9 protein-coding genes are annotated in these 18,515 nt (G+C 67.0%); all 9 read left to right on the top strand.

Annotation, left to right across the window (positions count from 1 at the left end; genetic code table 11):
• Positions 1–423: 423 nt before the first annotated feature.
• Entirely contained in the window at positions 424–2,049 is a 1,626-nt protein-coding gene (locus AB4118_RS18245) for a B12-binding domain-containing radical SAM protein (protein WP_441491064.1), read from the top strand.
• A gap of 701 nt (positions 2,050–2,750) precedes the next feature.
• Positions 2,751–10,625, top strand: coding sequence for an autotransporter-associated beta strand repeat-containing protein (locus tag AB4118_RS18240; RefSeq protein WP_441491063.1), 7,875 nt, complete (start codon positions 2,751–2,753; stop codon positions 10,623–10,625).
• A gap of 220 nt (positions 10,626–10,845) precedes the next feature.
• Positions 10,846–11,880: a substrate-binding domain-containing protein gene (locus AB4118_RS18235; RefSeq protein ID WP_441491062.1), complete on the top strand. Its 1,035-nt coding sequence runs from the start codon at positions 10,846–10,848 to the stop codon at positions 11,878–11,880.
• Positions 11,881–11,882: 2 nt separating this feature from the next.
• Entirely contained in the window at positions 11,883–13,382 is a 1,500-nt protein-coding gene (locus AB4118_RS18230; protein ID WP_441491061.1) for a sugar ABC transporter ATP-binding protein, read from the top strand.
• Positions 13,379–14,323, top strand: a complete 945-nt coding sequence (locus tag AB4118_RS18225; RefSeq protein WP_441491060.1) for an ABC transporter permease — start codon at positions 13,379–13,381, stop codon at positions 14,321–14,323. Before AB4118_RS18230 ends, AB4118_RS18225 begins: the two co-directional genes overlap by 4 nt.
• On the top strand, positions 14,320–15,273 hold the full coding sequence (locus tag AB4118_RS18220; RefSeq protein ID WP_441491059.1) for an ABC transporter permease: 954 nt from the start codon (positions 14,320–14,322) through the stop codon (positions 15,271–15,273). Before AB4118_RS18225 ends, AB4118_RS18220 begins: the two co-directional genes overlap by 4 nt.
• A gap of 2 nt (positions 15,274–15,275) precedes the next feature.
• Complete coding sequence (locus tag AB4118_RS18215) at positions 15,276–16,310, top strand: LacI family DNA-binding transcriptional regulator (RefSeq protein ID WP_441491058.1); 1,035 nt, start codon at positions 15,276–15,278, stop codon at positions 16,308–16,310.
• A 4-nt stretch (positions 16,311–16,314) separates the two neighbouring features.
• On the top strand, positions 16,315–17,364 hold the full coding sequence (locus AB4118_RS18210) for a sugar phosphate isomerase/epimerase family protein (RefSeq protein WP_441491057.1): 1,050 nt from the start codon (positions 16,315–16,317) through the stop codon (positions 17,362–17,364).
• The gene (locus AB4118_RS18205; RefSeq protein WP_441491056.1) at positions 17,361–18,509 is read left to right on the top strand and encodes a Gfo/Idh/MocA family protein; all 1,149 of its coding nucleotides are present in this window, start codon (positions 17,361–17,363) and stop codon (positions 18,507–18,509) included. Before AB4118_RS18210 ends, AB4118_RS18205 begins: the two co-directional genes overlap by 4 nt.
• Positions 18,510–18,515: the final 6 nt, after the last annotated feature.

Below are 18,515 nucleotides of genomic sequence, written 5' to 3'. Positions count from 1 at the left end.
GGAGTGGTCGCGGCAGCTCCAGCGTTTGGAGCTTCCCTGATGTTTTGAGGGGCTTTTAGGGGCGTTTTCCCTCAGGAAACGCTGAAACACCGTATTTTGACGCGTGGAGAGCACCGGCCTCCCAGGCATGGTCCTTGCTCATGATGTCCCTGCCAACCCGGAGGCAGGGACGCAATGTCCGTCTTTCCACCCGCCCAATGCTGCATTCGAGCAGCGATCGCTCAACGACGGTAGCAGCGATTTCTCAAGCTTCTCCCCCAGTCCGCAAGTCTTTGCGATCAGCAAGTCCTGGCAACCGGCAAGTCTTGGCAATCAGCAAGGTCTCGCGGCCCCCACGTTTTTCGCACGCAGGCGCGGCCGTCTGGAGGCTCGTCGGCCGATGAGCCCGCATTCCTCCAATCAAAGCGCGAAGCAGGAGACGACATGCCTAGTGAACGCTGCAGGGTCTTGATGGTCTATCCGCGTTTCAACGCGGGCTCGTTCTGGAACTACAAGGCGACATGCGAGCTCGCCGGAGCGCTCCATCCCGCCGCCCCCCTCGGATTGATCACGGTCGCTGCACTACTGCCGGCGGCGTGGGAGATCCGTCTCGTCGACCTGAACACGGAGGAACTCGCCGAAGAGAATCTCGGCTGGGCCGACCTCGTGATGACGGGAGGCATGCTGCCGCAGCAGGAGGGTACCCTCGCCATCATCGAGCAGTGCCGCATGCACCGCAAACCGGTCGTCGTCGGCGGACCCGACGCAACCTCCACGCCGCATGTCTATGAGGCCGCGGACTTCCTGGTGCTCGGGGAGGCGGAGGAGATCATGGCCGGTTTCGTGTCCGCCTGGAGATCGGGGGCGAGGACCGGCGTCTTCAGGTCCGAAATGGGCAAGACCGATGTCACGAGGAGTCCGACGCCGCGCTTCGATCTGCTGAAATTCGAGCGCTATCTGCATGTCGGCATCCAGTTCTCGCGCGGCTGCCCCTTCAATTGCGAGTTCTGTGACATCATCGAGCTCTATGGGCGCGTGCCGCGTACCAAGACGAGCGCGCAGATCCTGACCGAGCTCGAGGCGCTGCATGCACTCGGCTATCGCGGCCATGTCGATTTCGTCGACGACAATCTCATCGGCAACAAGAAGGCGCTCAAGCAGTTCCTGCCCGACCTCAAGCGCTGGATCACCGAGAAGGACTTCCCCTTCGAATTCTCGACCGAGGCGTCGATCAACCTTGCCGATGATTCCGCCCTGATGCAGGCGATGAGCGAGGCCAATTTCTTCACGATCTTCGTCGGCATCGAGAGCCCGGACTCCGAGACGCTCATCTCGATGCAGAAGAAGCAGAACACAAGGCGCAGCCTGCAAGAGAGCGTGCACAGGATCTACCGGGCGGGGCTGTTCGTGAATGCCGGCTTCATCCTCGGGTTCGACAGCGAAAAGGGCAGCGTCGCGCGCGACATGATCGCCTGTATCGAGGATACCGCGATCCCGGTCTGCATGGTCGGCCTGCTCTATGCCCTGCCCAACACCCAGCTGACGCGACGCCTGGAGCGCGAGGGCCGGCTCCAGATACCCGATGAGACCGCTCCCGCACTGCAGTTCGGCGATCAGTGCACCGCTGGCCTCAACTTCGAGACCAGTCGCCCGCGTCGCGCCATTCTGGCGGACTACGAGGCCGTTCTGGAGGCCGTCTATGCGCCCGGGGCTTTCTTTGGGCGGGTTCGGCGCGTCGGCCGGATGCTCGACTGCACCAATCGCCGTCTGGAGCTGCCGAAATCCATGGAATGGCAGGAGCTGAAATCGTCCTGGCGTCTGCTCTGGCGCTTGTCGACGATGAGGGGCGGCGTCAGGCGCGAGTTCTGGAAGACACTGGTCGACTGTCTCGCGCATAACCGCCGGGCCTTGCCCTATGTGATGATGATGGTCGCGCTCTACGTCCATCTCGGCCCGTTCTCTCGCCAGGTGATCGCCCAGGTGCAGCAGCAGATCGACGATATCGACAGGGGGCGCCACGCGCAGATTCGAGTGAAGCAACGCGAGCCGGAGGTGATGGCCGTGGGCTGAGGGGCGCTTCGCAGTTACGACCTCGCCTTCCGCCTGATCACTGTCTGGCATGGCTATGTCGGCCGCTCCTCGCAGGGCGGTGAAGCGTCCTTGAAATTGGACGCCGCGGCACGGGAAACTGGCTACTGAAAGCCCCGATCGGCCCCGTGGCGCGCCTTTCGCCGGAACAAAATCATAAATCCCTTCAAATGCTAACGACCGTTCACATCGTGCGGCTGTGCCCGTCTGGTCCCGTCCGGACGTTCTGGTAAGACCGGACTGTCGCAGCGGCAGGTTCCTGCTTCGTGCTCGCGGCGGTGGTGGTCATGGAGGCTTCGCCGGTGAGGCGGAGCGCGGGCGATCGGCCCGGGAGGGAGCGCTGCTTGCCTGGTGTAGCGACGATACTGACCCGGGCGAGGGTTTCGGGCCATGCGCGGGGCATACGGGCGAGGCGCATGTGCGGCGTGATCGTGGAAGCCGCTCCCGTGATTTTCAGACGATGGGTCGGATGCTTGCTGCTCCGCGCCTCCGGCGCGGCAGCGCGTCAAGCGGCGGACCGGGGAGCGAGCGGCGGCGCGAGACGGCGCTCGCTGCCGATCTGATGTGTGTTCTGGCCGACGGCGCCCTGACGGGCGCTGAGTGAGACGACGTAAGCGACCTCGCAATCCGGGGTTGCATCAAGGATTGGGGCGCTCGGCGCCTGGGGGGATTTGGGCTTCGCCATGACCGCAGAGATCGAGACGGGGCGCCGGGTTCGGCTGGCCGGAACAGGCATCGATGACGGGGCTGCTCCCGTGGTCAACCGGGCGGAGCGGGTTGCCGCGCCGGTGCGCCACTGGCGCAGGCGTCGCGCAGTGCTGCTTGCCTGCACGGCGCTGGTCATGCCGGTCATGCTGGTGGCGACGCAGCGGCCAGCGCTGGCACAGTACACCGGAGCCAATGGCGGCAATGGCAGCGGCGCGCCGAATGGCGCTACCGCAGGCGGCGCCGGAGGCGGCGGCGCCTACGGAGACGGCAGTGCGACGGCTCCCGGCGGCGGCGGCGGAAGCACCGGTGGTCAGGGGAATCGAGGCGGGAGCGGTGGCGGCTCCGACGGTGCCGGCGGCGGCGGCGGTGGTTATGCGGCGGGCGCCGGTGGTGGCGGCGGCGGTGCCGGCGGTGCGGGTCTGACCCTTAACGCCGATCTGAACAACAGCGCCGCCATTACCGGCGGCAAAGGCGGTAATGGCGGCGGCGGAAACTACAATTCCGTGCCGAACTACTCCTATGGCGGTGGCGGCGGTGGCGGCGGCGGTGGCTCCGGCATCATCGCCGGAACCGGCGCGAACCTCACAAATTCCGGCACGATCACGGGCGGCAATGGCGGCGGCGGCGGCTCATCCAACGGAGCAATCAATCCGTTCACCGACCCCTCCGGCAACGGAGCGGGCGGCAGAGGCGGCAACGGCATTACCGCGACCGGCTCGGCCGGGCTGACGATCACGAATACAGGCACCATCAAGGGCGGCGGTGGCGGCACCGATTTCCAGAACGCCCAACCCTACCGGCCACAGGCCGGCGGCTACGGAATCATCGGGCAGAACCTGACGATCATCAATAGCGGCACGATCGCGGGTGGCGCCTTGGGCGGTGCCGGAGGCCTGAACGGCGCAGCGTCGACGGCCATCATCATCACCGGCGGCACCAACAGCATCAGGGCGCTCGCCGGCAGCTCGATCGGCGCGATCGAACTCGGCGGCACCACCACGCTGGCCGGCGTCTTCAACAACACGATCCAGGTCAATGGCGGCGTCGCCATGTCGGTGAGCGGCGCGACCGCGGCCGATGATGTCACCGGCATCACCACTCTGACAAACTACGGCACGACCACGATCGGCGCCGGGCGCACGCTCAGCGCCCAGACCATCAACAACGCCGCGGGCACGATCAGCATAGGCACTGGGGCGACCCTGAAGGGCATCGGCAATACGCTCAACAACAATGCGGTCATCGATGTCGGTGTGGGCGGCAGCGTCATCGATGCCGGCGCGATCAACAACCAGGGCGGCGGCACGATCAATTTCAATGGCCCGACCGGGTCGGCGGTGCTGTCGGCCGGCCAGGGCATCAACAATGACGGGCAGATCAAGGTGCTCGGCGGCGATGTCGCCGTCATCGGCGACATCAACAACCAGAATAACGGCACGCTTTCGCTGACCGGCGGCAACATGACCGGTATCGGCACGCTGACCAATAGCGGCACCGCGACGGTCAATGTCGCCGCGGGCTACAATCTCGGTGTCGGGACGTTCACGATGACCGGCGGCAGCGTCACCGGAACAGGCTCGATCACGGCCACGACTGCCTTCAACCTGTCGGCCGGCACGATCGGCGCCAGCCTCGCGGGCGCCGGCGCTCTGGCAAAGACGGGTGTAGGCACGCTGATCCTGACCGGCACCAATACCTATACCGGTGGTACGACGATCTCAGCCGGCACCTTGCAGCTCGGCAACGGCACGACCGATGGCACGATCCTCGGCTCCGTGATCAATAACGGTACCTTGGCTTTCAACACCTCCGGCAGCATCAGCTATGGCGGTACGGTCACCGGCACGGGCGCTCTAACCAAGGCGGGCAGCGGCACGCTGACGCTCACGAGTGCCATCGGCAGCACCGGCGCGACAAACATCAATGGCGGCACTCTGAAACTGGGCGCCGGCGGCGCCCTCTCCAGCGACAGCCTGCTCAACATCAACAGCGCGGCGGGCGTCTTCGATCTCGACGGCCGCACGCAGACGATCGGTGGGCTCGACGGCTTGGGCGAGGTCAAGCTCGGCAGCGCTGGGCTGACGGTCTTGAGGACGTCCAGTTTGTCGAGTTTCGCCGGCGTGATCTCCGGCACCGGGTCGCTTACCAAGAGCGGGGCCGGCCAACTCGTCCTGACCGGCGACAACACCTATACGGGCGGGACGACGATCTCCGGCGGGACGCTTCAAATCGGCTCGGGCACGACAACCGGCTCGATCCTGGGCAATGTCGTCAATGACGGCATGCTCGCCTTCAGCCGCAGCGACGACTACATCTTCGCAGGCAACATCTCCGGCTCCGGCCAGGTCACCAAGACCGGCAACGCCAAGCTCATCCTGACAGGCAACAACACCTATACCGGCGGTACGACCGTCAGCTTCGGGACGTTGCAGATCGGCGACGGCACGACCGATGGCAGCATCGCCGGCAATATCTATGTCCGCACCAGCCTTGTCTTCAACACGGCCGGCACGAGCAGTTATGCCGGGGGGGCCTTGGACGGCGGCAGCGATCGCGGCACCTTCACCAAGGACGGTGCGGGCACCTTGACGATCACCGGGGAGAACACCCATCGGGGCGGCACCAAGGTGGTCGCCGGCACGCTCAAGCTCGGCGGCAACAACCGGCTGGGCAGCGATGGCGACCTCGAGGTCCAGTCGGGCGCGACCTTCGACATGGATGGCAGGGCACAGGGCCTCGCCAAGCTCGAAGGCGCCGGCACGGTCCAGCTCGGTACGGGCGGCGCACTGACGGTCGGCAACGCCGATGCCTCCTCGACCTTCGCCGGCGGCATCATCGGCGGCGGTTCGCTGACCAAGGCGGGGACGGGCACGCTCACGCTGACCGGCGCCAACGGCTTCACCGGCGGCACGACGATCAGCGGTGGCACATTGCAGATCGGCGATGGCAGCGGCACCGGCTCGCTCGTCGGCAATGTCGTCAACAATGCCGCGCTCGCCTTCAACCGCACCGGCAGCCTGAGCTTCGCCGGTGACATTTCCGGCACGGGTGCGTTGACCAAGAGCGGGGCGGGCACGCTGATCCTGACCGGCGCGGCCAGCCATGCCGGCGGCACGACGATCAGCGCCGGCGCCCTGCAGATCGGCGACAGCGGCACGACCGGCGCGATTTCCGGCAACATCCTCAACAACGGCGCGCTCGGCTTCAAGCGCACGAACGACCTTAGCTATGCTGGCGTGATCAGCGGCAGCGGCTCACTGACCCAGGCCGGCAGCGGCACCTTGACGCTGACGGCGGTTAACACCTTTTCCGGTGGCACGACCATCACCACCGGCGGCACGCTGCGGATCGGCAATGACGGCACGAATGATGGTTCGGTCGGTGGCGCTGTTTTCAATGACGGCTCGCTCGAATTCGACAACCTGAACGCTGCCAGCTTCGCGGGCGTGATCTCCGGCAATGGCGCGCTCCGCAAGCTTGGCAGCAACACGCTGACCCTGACCGGCGCCAGCACCTATTCCGGCCCGACCTCCATCGCCGCCGGCACCTTGCTGCTCGGCGGCAACAACCGGTTGAACACGAGCAGCGATGTCTCGGTCTCCTCGGGAGCGTCCTTCGACCTTGGCGGCTTCTCGCAAGGCATCGGCGCCCTCAGCGGTGCAGGCGAGGTCAAGCTCGGTTCGGGCGGGGCGCTCAGCGCGGGCACGACCACCGATTCGATCTTTGCCGGCGCCATCAGCGGCGCGGGCTCGCTGACCAAGACGGGCACGGGCCGCCTGAGCCTGACGGGCGACAACACCTTTACCGGCAGCACGACGATTGCTGCCGGCACGCTGCAGATCGGCAATGCCGGAACGGCTGGCGCGCTTGCGACCGATGTCAGCAATAGCGGCGTCCTCGCCTTCAACCGCATCAACGAATACATCTTCAGCCACGTCGTTTCCGACGGCGTCGGCGCGGGCTCGGTCGAGCAGAACGGCACCGGACGAACGATCCTCACCGGCACAAACACGTATACGGGAGGCACCACCGTCAATGCCGGTGCATTGCAGATCGGCAATGGCGGCGCGGCGGGTTCGATCGCGGGCTCGGTCACGGTTGCGTCCGGCGCCGAATTCGCGGTCAAGCGCTCCGATATCTATGCGATGCCCAATGCCGTCAGCGGCGCAGGCAGCTTCGCTCAACGCGGCACCGGCACGACGGTCCTCGGCGATGGCATGACCTATAGCGGCGGCACCGTGATCGAGGCCGGCACGCTCAAGGTCGGCAGCGGCGGCGCACAGGGCTCGCTCGGCAGCGGCGCCATCGCCAATGCCGGCGCCCTCGTCATCGACAAGAACAACGCGATCACGATCGCTGGCGCGATCAGCGGCACCGGCAGTTTCGAAACGACCGGTGGTACCGGCGGCACGGGCGTCACCAAACTCTCGGGCGCCAGCTCCTATACCGGCGCGACCACGGTCAGCGGCGGCACGCTGGAGGTGTCGGGCTCGCTCGGCAACACGGCGGTCACGGTGCAGAGCGGCGCGACGCTGGCCGGTGCAGGCACGATCGCCGGCGCGGTCACCATCGCCAGCGGCGGGCGCCTGGCACCTGGCGCCAATCCCGGCACCCTGACCACGGGCACGCTCAACGTCGGTGCGCTGACCTTGTCCTCCGGTTCGCAGCTCGATTTCGATCTCGGCCTGCCCAATCTCCCGACCGGGAGCGGCAGCGATCGCGTCGACGTGACCGGCAATCTCACGCTGGCCGGCACCCTCAATGTCGCGAATGCCGGCGGCTTCGGCGGCGGCATCTACCGCCTGATCAACTATGGTGGCACGCTGACGAATAACGGCTTGACGCTGGGCACGCTGCCGAGCGGCGTTTCGGCCGGCGATCTCTCGGTGCAGACCTCCGTCGCGAGCCAGGTCAACCTGGTCAACAGCAACGGCCTCACCCTGAAATTCTGGGACGGCGGCGCGGCGGGCAACGCCAATAACGGCGCGATCGATGGCGGCGCCGGAATCTGGAGCGCGACCAGCGGCAACTGGACCGACCAGAACGGCAGCATTAACGCCCCGGCGGCGCCGGCCCCGGGCTTCATGGTCTTCCAGGGCACGAGCGGCATCGTCACGGTCGACACGAGCCTCGGCACGGTCTCGGCGACGGGCATGCAGTTCGCAGCGGACGGTTACAGGATCGAGGGCGGTACTGTTACCCTCAGCGGCGCGCAGGCGATCATCCGTGTCGGCGACGGCACCTCGGGCGGCGCCTCCTATGTCGCCACCATCGCATCGAACCTGACCGGTGCGAGCGACCTGGTGAAGACCGATCTCGGCACGCTCGTCCTTTCCGGCGCCAACAGCTACACCGGCAACACGCTCCTGAACGCTGGCACGCTCTCGGTCTCGTCCGACGGCAATCTCGGCCAGGCGGCCGGCGGTCTGGTCTTCAACGGCGGCGTCCTGCGCGTGACCGGCACGAGCTTCACCGCGACCAGCCGGGCTGTGAGCTGGGGCAGCAATGGCGGTGGCTTCGACATCGCCGATGCGGCCAACAGCTTCACCCTGAGCCAGGCGCTCAGCGGCGCCGGCGGGCTTACCAAGCTTGGCGCGGGCACGCTCGTCCTGACCGGAGCGAACAGCCATACTGGCGGCACGACGATCTCGGCTGGTACCTTGCAGGTCGGTGCCGGCGGCACGACGGGCGAGATCACCGGTGCTGTCGTCAACAACGGCAGGCTCGCCTTCAGCCGCTCGGACAGCGTGACCTTCGCAGGCGCCATATCCGGCTCGGGCGCGCTGACCCAGATGGGGTCGGGCACGCTGATCCTGACCGGCGTCAACAGCTACACGGGTGGCACAGCGATCAGCGCCGGCACCTTGCAGATCGGCGATGGCGGCACGACGGGGGCGATCAGCGGCAATGTCGCCAATAGCGGCACGCTGGCCTTCAACCGATCCGACATGGTCGCCTTCTCCGGCCAGATCTCCGGGGCAGGTGCTCTGAAGCAGCTTGGAACTGGCACGCTCGACCTGACCGGCGTCAACACCTATTCCGGTGGCACGACGATCACGGCCGGCATGTTGCGCGGCAGCGCAACCAGCTTCGGCAGCGGCGCAATCCTGAACAACGCCGCCCTGGTGATCGACCAGGGCAGCGACGCCCAGTTCGCCAACGCCATCAACGGTATCGGCCGCTTCACCAAGACGGGCACCGGCTCGCTCAACCTGACCGGCACCAGCACGCTGTCGGGCCCCACCACGATCGCGGCCGGGCGGCTCGCCGTGAACGGCTCGCTCGCCAATTCCGCCGTGACCGTCGAAAGCGACGCGACGCTTGGCGGCAATGGTACGATTGGCCGACTGAACGTGCTCAGCGGGGGTATTGTCGCGCCAGGCAACTCCATCGGCACCTTGACCGTCAACGGCAACGTAAGCTTCGCGCCGGGTTCGATCTATCAGGTCGAGGTGAATGGCGCCGGCCAGTCGGACCAGATCATCTCGACCGGCACGATCACGGTCTCCGGCGCCACGCTCGCGATCGCGGCCATCTCGGGCGCGATGCCGCCCTCGGCGCGCTTCAAACTCTTCGATGCAGCAGGCGGCGTTTCCGGCCAGTTCACCTCGGTGACCAGCAATTTCGCCTTCCTGACCCCGGGCCTGAGCTACGATGCCGCGCAAACCTACCTGACGATCGCGCGCAACGATGTCTCCTTCGGCAGCGTCGGCCAGACCCGCAACCAGACGAGCCTGGGCACGGCAGGCGAACGGCTCGGCACCGGCAATCCGGTCTATGATGCCATCGTCAAGCTCGATGCCCCCTCGGCGCGCCAGGCGTTCGACGCCCTGTCGGGCGAAGTGCACGCGTCGGCGCAGGCCATCCTGGTCGAGGACAGCACTGTGGTGCGCGGAACGGCGATCGATCGCCTGAGGTCGGCGTTCGGGACCGTCGCGGCGGCGCAGCAGCCGGTCATGACCTACGGCTTCACGGCCGATATGGCAGCGCCCGTCACCGGGCCGATGCCGCGGCTCGTTCCCAGCGACCGTTTCGCGGTCTGGGGGCAGGGCTTTGGCTCCTGGGGCCGTAATGAGGCCCAGGGCGGCGTGTCGAAGCTCTCGCGCTCAAGCGACGGCTTCCTGCTCGGCGCCGATGCCGCGGTCTTCGACAACTGGCGCGTCGGTTTCTACAGCGGCTACAGCCGTTCGACCTTCGAGGCGAAGGGCCGGATCTCCTCCGGCAACAGCGACAATTATCATCTTGGTCTCTATGGCGGCGGCCAATGGGGCGCTTTCGGATTGCGCGCCGGTGCGACCTATAGCTGGCACGACCTCACGGTCGATCGCACCGTCTCCTTTACCGGTTTCTCCGACCGGCTGAGGAGCGACTACAATGCGGCAACCGCGCAGGTCTTCGGCGAACTGGGCTACCGCATCGATGCCGGGCGCGTCGCGCTCGAGCCCTTTGCCGGCCTTGCCTATGTCAACCTGCAGAGCGACGGCTTTACCGAGCGGGGCGCGGCGGCGGCTCTTGTCGGCCGCAGCTCCGACATGAGCACCGCCTTCACGACTCTGGGCCTGAGAGCATCGACGAACGTGACCGTGAACGGCATGGGCCTGGAGTTGCGCGGTGCGCTCGCCTGGCGGCACGCCTTCGGCGACGTCACGCCAGCCTCGCTTCTGTCCTTCGCTGGCGGCACCCCGTTCAGCATCACGGGCATCCCGATCGCGAAGAACGCGGCCGTCCTCGATGCCGGGCTCGACCTGGCCGTGTCGCCCAATGCGACGCTCAGCCTGTCCTATGGCGGCCAGTACAGCGCCCATGCGATCGAGCAGACTGTCAAGGGCACCTTCGCCGTCAAATTCTGACCGGGCGGATCCTGCCAGACCTTCAGCAAGAGGTGCCCTCGGGCGCCCCTTGCTTCGTCGCGGTCAGCGTAGATCGCGCGGCCTTGCCGCCTCACGGCGCCGCTTTGATCCCAGGACGCCCATTAGGGGCATCGGACCAGCCCTTTGGCGTATTGACGCTCGATGCAATCGATTACATCCTGCCGATAGTCCCGATTAATACGGGACAAGGGAGGAAACGATGATCAACAGCATCACAACCCGCAGGGGACTTCTGACGGCTGCCGCAGTGCTGGCGATGAGCGGCGCGGCGAGTGCACAACAATCCTACAAGATCGGGCTGTCGAATGGATGGGTCGGCAGCGAATGGCGCACGCAGATGATCGAGGAGGCCCAGGCCGCGGCCGCCGCCTGGAAGGCGAAGGGCGTCAATGTCGAGGTCGTGGTCCAGAGCTCGACCGTGGATGTGCAAGGCCAGATCGGCCATGTCCGCAATTTCGTGAACCAGGGCGTCAACGCCATCATCATCAACCCGAACAGCCCGACGGCCTTCGACCCGGTCTTCGCCCAGGCCAAGGCGCGAAACATCCTCGTCGTGTCCACCGATGCCGAGGTCTCGTCCAAGGACGCGATCTATGTCGGCATCGACCAGAAGGACTGGGCGGTGAAATCGGCGGAGTGGCTCGCCAAGGCGCTCGGCGGCAAGGGCAATATCGTCACCATCAACGGCATCGCCGGCCACCCCGCCAATGAGATGCGGGTCGCGGGCTATCGGGAGGTCTTCGCCAAGCATCCCGACATCAAGGTGCTGAACCAGGCCAATGCCGACTGGGACCAGGCCAAGGGTCAGCAGGCGATGCAGAACCTGCTCGCGACCTATCCGGCGCTCAACGGCGTCTGGGTGCAGGACGGCATGGCGGATGGCGCCTGGCGCGCGATCGACGCTGCCGGCAAGAAGGACCAGACCGCTGCGACCGGCGAGATCCGCAAGGACTTCCTGACGCGCTGGTCCGAGCAGAAGCTGAACTCCGGCGCCTCGGTCAATCCGCCGGGCGTGATGGCCTCGGCGCTCAACGTCGCGGTGCTGCGCCTGATGGGCAAGGAGTTCAAGGATGGAGTGTTCAAGGGGCAGTATGGCAACGCCATCTACATCCCGATTCCGTTCGTCGACAATGCCAGCCTGCCGGCGGCTCTGAAGCAGGCGGAGGGCAAGCCGGGCTACTGGTCTGTCACTGCGGTCGTGACGCCCGACGAGGCCCAGCAGTACTTCAAATAGCCATGGCTCTCCTCGAGGCCCGGGGCGTCGGCAAGCGCTTTGGCGCCGTTGTTGCCCTTTCCGACGGGCGGCTCAGGGTCGAGGCGGGCGAAATCCACGCCCTTCTCGGCGCCAATGGCTGCGGCAAGAGCACCTTGTGCAAGACTGTGGCAGGCGCCGTCGCGCCTGACGCGGGAACCATTGCGATCGATGCCGAGCCGCGGCATTTCCGCGGCCCGCGTGATGCGGAGCGCGCCGGCATCGCCCTGTTCTACCAGGAGCTCAGCCTCATCCCGCAGCTCAGCGTCGAGGCCAATCTCGGCCTCGGCCATGAGCCGCGCACGCGGCTGGGCTTCGTCGACCGTCGGAGCTCGCGGGCGAGGGCGCGTGAACTGATCGCTCTCTTCGAGGGAGTCGCGGGACCGGACCTGACACCCGAGGCGTTGATTGCCGATCTGACGCCCGATCTGCGCCAGATCGTCGAGATCCTGAAGGTGCTTGCCCGCGAGCCGCGCCTCCTGATCCTGGATGAGGCGACGGCGGCACTCGACGGGCGGCAGGCCGAGCGACTCTTCGAAATCCTGCGCCGGCGCAAGGGCGAGGGGGTCTCGACCCTGATGATCTCGCACCGTCTCGACGAGGTCTTTGCCGTCGCCGACAGGATCACGGTGATGCGTGGCGGCGCGACAGTCGCCGAGCTCGCAACGGCTAAGACCGATCGTAATACCGTCGTGCGGCACATGGTCGGCGAGACAAAACTTCGCCCCGCTGCCGGACGGCGCCCGCCTGCGGCACAGGCACAGGCAGGGCTGGTCGTGGCCCAAGTCTCGAACCCGCGCCTGCGCGATGTCTCGCTCAGGGTGGCGCCGGGCGAGATCGTCGGTCTCGGCGGGCTGCAGGGACAGGGGCAGTCGGCCTTCCTGCAAGGGCTGTTCGGCGTCCTGCCGTTTTCCTCCGGTGCGGTCACGCTCGCGGGCGAGGCCTTCATGCCGGCCCGACCGGCCGATGCGATCCGGCGCGGCCTCGCCTATGTCTCCGGCGACCGTGGGCGCGACGCGGCCCTGAGCGGCCGCTCGATCTTCGAAAACCTGATCGCTGCCGTCCTCGTCCGCGAGAAGCGGGCGCTCGTCCGGCGGAGCGTGCTCGTGCCGCGCGCCGCGCAGCATGCCGACAGCCTCAGGACCAAATATGCGAGCCTTTCCGCAGCGATCGGCACGCTGTCGGGCGGGAACCAGCAAAAGGTCTTCATCGCCCGTTGGCTGGCGACCGGGCCGCGCGTCGTCCTGCTCGACGATCCGACCAAGGGCATCGATCTCGCCGCCAAGGCCGATCTGCTGGCGATCATGCGGCAGCTCGCCGACGCGGGGGCGAGCATCCTGATCTACTCCTCCGAGGACGCCGAATTGCTGGAATGGTGCGATCGCGTCGCCGTCTTCAACGCCGGGCGGATCGTGGCCGAACTCGCCGAGAACACGCTGGATCCCTTCCATCTGACGCGCGCCTCCTATGGAGAGGTGGCATGAGCGCAGCCCTGATCCGCAGCCGGCCCTGGATGCTGACGCTCGCCGCGCTGATCGTACTCGTCCTGGTCAACACCGCCTTCCAGCCATCCTTCGTCCAGCCGGCGGTGCTGCAATCGAATCTCACGACTTTCCTGCCGCTGGCGCTGGTCGCCATCGGCCAGACCTATGTCGTGCTCAGCGGCGATATCGATCTCTCGGTCGGCGCGATTGCCGCGCTCGTCAATGTGGTGACGGTCAGCGTCATCGCCGCGATCGGCGGCGAGGGGATGGCGGCCATCTTGGCCGGCATGCTGGCGGGGCTGACGACCGCGCTGCTCTGCGGGCTCGTCAATGGCCTGCTCGTCGCGCTGCTCCGGCTCCAGGCCATCGTCACCACCTTCGCGACCGGTATCGTCTTTGCGGGGGCGGCGCTCTTCGTGCTGCCGCAGGCCGGCTTGCCGGTGCCCGAGCGATTCTGGCGCAGCTATGGCGCGACGCTGCTCGGGCTGCCGGTCGTGCTCTGGATCCTGCTGGCGGGGCTCGCCTTTGCGCTCGTCTTCGCCCGCCGGCCCTTTGCCGCGCATCTGCTGGCCGTCGGTGGCAGCCGTGTCGGTGCCTTCCAGACCGGCCTCAGGCTGGAGCGCATCCGCATCGGCGCCTTTGCCCTGTCCGGCCTGTTTGCCGGTTTCGCGGCCCTGTGCCTGACCGGGGAGACGGCGAGCGGCGATCCGCTGCTCGGACAGAGCCTCGCGCTCTCGTCGATTTCGGCCGTCGTGCTCGGCGGCACGGCGCTCTCCGGCGGCTCGGGCAGCCCTGTCGGTTCGGTGCTGGGCGCGCTGGTGCTCGGCATGATCGGCAATGTCATCTTCTTCGCCGGTCTGCCCTTCGCCTGGCAGACCCTGGTCCAGGGCGTCATCGTGCTCGCCGCACTGGCCGGCGGCGTGCTGGTGACGCGGCGATGACGGTGCGGGCCCTTCTCACCAATCCGCTGGCGCTCGCCGCGGGGGCGATCGCGCTGCTGCTCGCCATCGGCGAAGCGCTGTCGCCGGGTTTTGCCCAAGGCGACCAGATCGTCCGCCTGACGACAGTGGCCGCGATCCTCGGCATCGTCGCCGCCGGTCAGAACCTCGTCATTCTCGGCGGGCGCGAAGGCATCGATCTGTCGGTCGGGCCGATGGTCTCGCTCGGCGCGGTCATTGCCGGCAATGTCATGGCCGGGCAGGACGCCGCCATCCTGCCGGCGGTGCTGGCCGCCTGCGGCGTGACCTTCGGCATCGGGCTGGTCAACGGGCTTGGCGTCACCCTGGTCCGGATTCCGCCGCTGGTCATGACGCTCGGCATGACCGCGATCATCCAGGGCGGCCTCGTCGTCTATTCGCAGGGCGTACCCTCCGGCAATGCCGCGCCAGCCCTGATGGCCTTCGTCAATCGCCCGTTGCTGTTCGGGCTGCCCGGCATCCTCCTGGTCTGGGCCGTCATCGCACTGGCGCTCGGCTTCGTTCTGCGCTGCACGGCCTTCGGGCTCGGCGTCTACGCAATCGGCGCCAATGAGCGCGCCGCCATGCTCGTCGGGCTGCCCGTCGCGCGCATCCGCTGCCTGCTCTACGGCTTCTCAGGCCTGTTCGCCGGCCTCGCGGGTGTCTGCGTCATCGGTTACACCGGCAGCTCCTTCATCAGCATCGGCGATCAGTACGTCCTGTCCTCGATCATCGCGGTGGTCATCGGCGGCACATCGCTCGCAGGCGGCGCCGGGGGCTATCTCGGCACGGTGCTCGGGGCGCTGGCGCTCGTGCTGCTGCAGAGCGTGCTGACGACCTTGCAGCTTGAAACCTATGGCCGTCAGATGATCTTCGGCCTGACGCTCCTGGTGCTGATGCTGCTTTACGGCCGTCAGGCCAGGCTGCGGGTCTGATCATGAGCGTGCCCACGATCGCCACGGTCGCAGAACTCGCCGGCGTCTCGACGGCGACGGTCTCGCGGGCATTGCAGCGCCCCGACAAGGTCCAGCCGGAGACCCGTCGGCGCGTGCTCGAGGCCGTGGCGGCGACAGGTTTCGTGCCGAACTCCCAGGCGCGCAATCTCCGGAGCCGCGCGACCCGCACGGTCATCCTGCTGGTGCGCGACATCTCGAACCCGTTCTATCTCGAGATCTACAAAGGCGTCGAAGAGGCGGCCATGCGGGCCGGGTACAAGGTGCTGATGGGGGATGCGCGCGATGACGACGAGCGCATCACCCACTATGTCGACATGGTGCGCGCGCGCCACGCAGACGGGCTCATCCTGATGGTCGGTCGCTTCCCGGACGCCCTGAAGACGGAGCTGTCGCGGCTGCCGCCGATCGTGATCGCGCTCGAGACCTTTCCCGAGCTCGCGCTGCCGACCGTCTCGATCGACAACATCGCTGCGGCCCGGCAAGCCGTCGAGCACCTGCTCGGGCTCGGCCACCGCCGCATCGCCCATATCACCGGGCCGCTGCCGGAGCGGCTCGCGGTCGACCGGCTGGCCGGGTATCGGAGCGGCCTCGCCGCAGCGGGCATCGCGGCCGATGAGGCGCTGATCGTCGAGGGTGATTTCAGCCTGGACGCCGGCCGCCGGGCCGTGCGCCGTCTCAATGAGACCGGGACCGGTTTCACGGCGCTGTTTGCGGCCAGCGACCAGATGGCATTCGGTGCGATCAGCGAATTGCGCGCTTTCGGGCTTTCGGTCCCCACGGATGTCTCGGTCGTCGGCTTCGACGATATCGTGCTCGCCGACGCCTTCATGCCGCCGCTGACCACGATCCACCAGCCGCGTTTCGATATCGGGCGGCAGGCGATGGCGCGCATGATCGGTCTCCTCGGCGAGGAGCCGGCCGCCGCCAATCTGGTGATGGAGACACGCCTCGTCGTGCGCGGCTCCACCGCTCCTGTGCCACTCTGCCCGAACCCCAACCCGAGAACGAAGGAATGAGACGATGAAAGGTCCAGCCCTGTTCCTCGCGCAGTTCGTCGGCCCGACGGCGCCTTTCGACAGCCTCGATGGTCTTGCCGGCTGGGCGGCCGGGCATGGCTATGTCGGCGTCCAGATCCCGACCAACGATCCGGCGCTGTTCGATCTGGCGCAGGCGGCGCAGTCGAAATCCTATTGCGAGGACATCGTCGCCAGGCTCGATCGCCATGGCCTCCAGGTTACCGAGCTATCGACCCATCTCCAGGGCCAGCTGGTCGCCGTGCATCCGGCCTATGACCTGCTCTTCGACGGCTTTGCGCCGGCAGCTCTGCGCGGCAAGCCTGCCGAGCGGCAGGCCTGGGCCGTGGACCAGCTGAAACTTGCCGCCCAGGCCTCGCGAAATCTCGGCCTCGCCACGCATGCCACCTTCTCCGGTGCATTGGCCTGGCCCTATGTCTATCCATGGCCGCAGCGGCCGCAGGGCCTCATCGAGGAAGCATTTTCGGAACTGGGCCGACGCTGGACTCCGATCCTCGACGCCTTCGACGAGGCCGGCGTCGATCTCGCCTACGAGATCCATCCCGGCGAAGATCTCCATGATGGCATCAGCTTCGAGCGTTTTCTTGAATCGGTTGGTGAGCATCGACGCGCCACCATCCTCTACGATCCCTCGCATTTCCTGCTGCAGGCGCTCGACTATCTCGCCTTCATCGACATCTACCACGCGCGCATCCGGGCCTTCCACGTCAAGGATGCCGAGCTCAACCCGACCGGCCGTTCCGGCGTCTATGGCGGCTATCAGGGCTGGGTCGAGCGGCCCGGCCGTTTCCGTTCGCCGGGCGACGGGCATGTCGACTTCGCCGGTATCTTCTCGAGGCTGGCCCAGTACGACTATCAGGGCTGGGCGGTCGTCGAGTGGGAATGCGCCCTGAAGCACCCGGAACAGGGAGCAGCCGAAGGTGCTGCGTTCATCCGCAGCCATATGATCCGCAGGGCCGAACGGCCCTTCGACGATTTCGCTGCGAGCGGCGCCGACAGCGCGACCAACGGCAAACTCCTGGGGCTCACTCGATGAACGCGCGCATTCGGCTCGGCATGGTGGGAGGCGGCGAGGGCGCGTTCATCGGCGCAGTGCACCGCATGGCAGCGCGTCTCGACGGCGAATACGAGCTTCTCGCCGGGGCGCTTTCGGCCACGCCCGAAAAGGCCCTGCGCTCGGGCCTTGCGCTCGGTCTCGACCCGGCGCGGGTCTATGCCGATTTCGAAGCGATGGCGCGGGCCGAAGCGCGACGTCGCGACGGCATCGAAGCCGTGGCCATCGTCACGCCGAACCACATGCATGCTCCCGCCGCGCTCGCCTTCCTGAAGCGCGGCATCCATGTGATCTGCGACAAGCCGCTGGCGACGAGCCTGAAGCAGGCGCAAGGCCTGAAGGCGGCGACGGACCGTGCGGGCGTGGTCTTCGCGGTGACCTATAACTATTCCGGCTATGCCATGGTCCGCCATGCCCGGGCGATGGTCGCAGCCGGCGAGATCGGCCGCATCCGGGTCGTCCAGGTCGAGTACCCGCAGGAGTGGTTGACGGAGGCGCTCGAACAGACCGGCCAGAAACAGGCGGAATGGCGCACCGACCCGGCACGCTCCGGTGCCGGTGGGTCGATCGGCGATATCGGCACGCATGCCTTTCATCTGGCGGCCTTCGTCTCGGGGCTCGCTGTGACGGAGATCTCGGCCGAACTCACCAGCTTCGTGGCCGGCAGGCGTCTCGACGACAATGTCCAGGTCATGCTGCGCTACGAGAATGGCGCGCGCGGCAGCCTCTGGGCGAGCCAGGTCGCGCCGGGCAATGAGAACGGCCTGCGGCTGCGCATCTATGGCGACAAGGGCGGGCTCGAATGGGCGCAGGAACAGCCCGATCAGCTGAAATGGTCGCCCTTTGGCGAGGTGCAGCGCATCGTCACGCGCGGCTCCGGCGGCGCCAATGCGGCAGCGCAACGTGTCACCCGTATCCCCGCCGGACACCCCGAAGGCTATCTCGAAGCCTTCGCCACGATCTACCGGGAGGCCGCCGCCGCCATCCGGGCGCGCCAGGCCGGACAACCCATCCCTGGCGACTGCACGTTCCCGACGCTGGAGGACGGGCTTCGGGGCATGGCCTTCATCGAGGCCGCGGTCGCCTCATCGAAGGCAAACGCGCGCTGGACGAAACTGAAGGGCTGAAGGAGC

The organism is Allobosea sp. 2RAB26 (genome assembly GCF_052115465.1).
In the GTDB taxonomy this organism is placed as follows: domain Bacteria; phylum Pseudomonadota; class Alphaproteobacteria; order Rhizobiales; family Beijerinckiaceae; genus Allobosea.
Note: the sequence above shows the minus strand (reverse complement) of the source record. Positions and strands in the feature narration are given on the sequence as shown.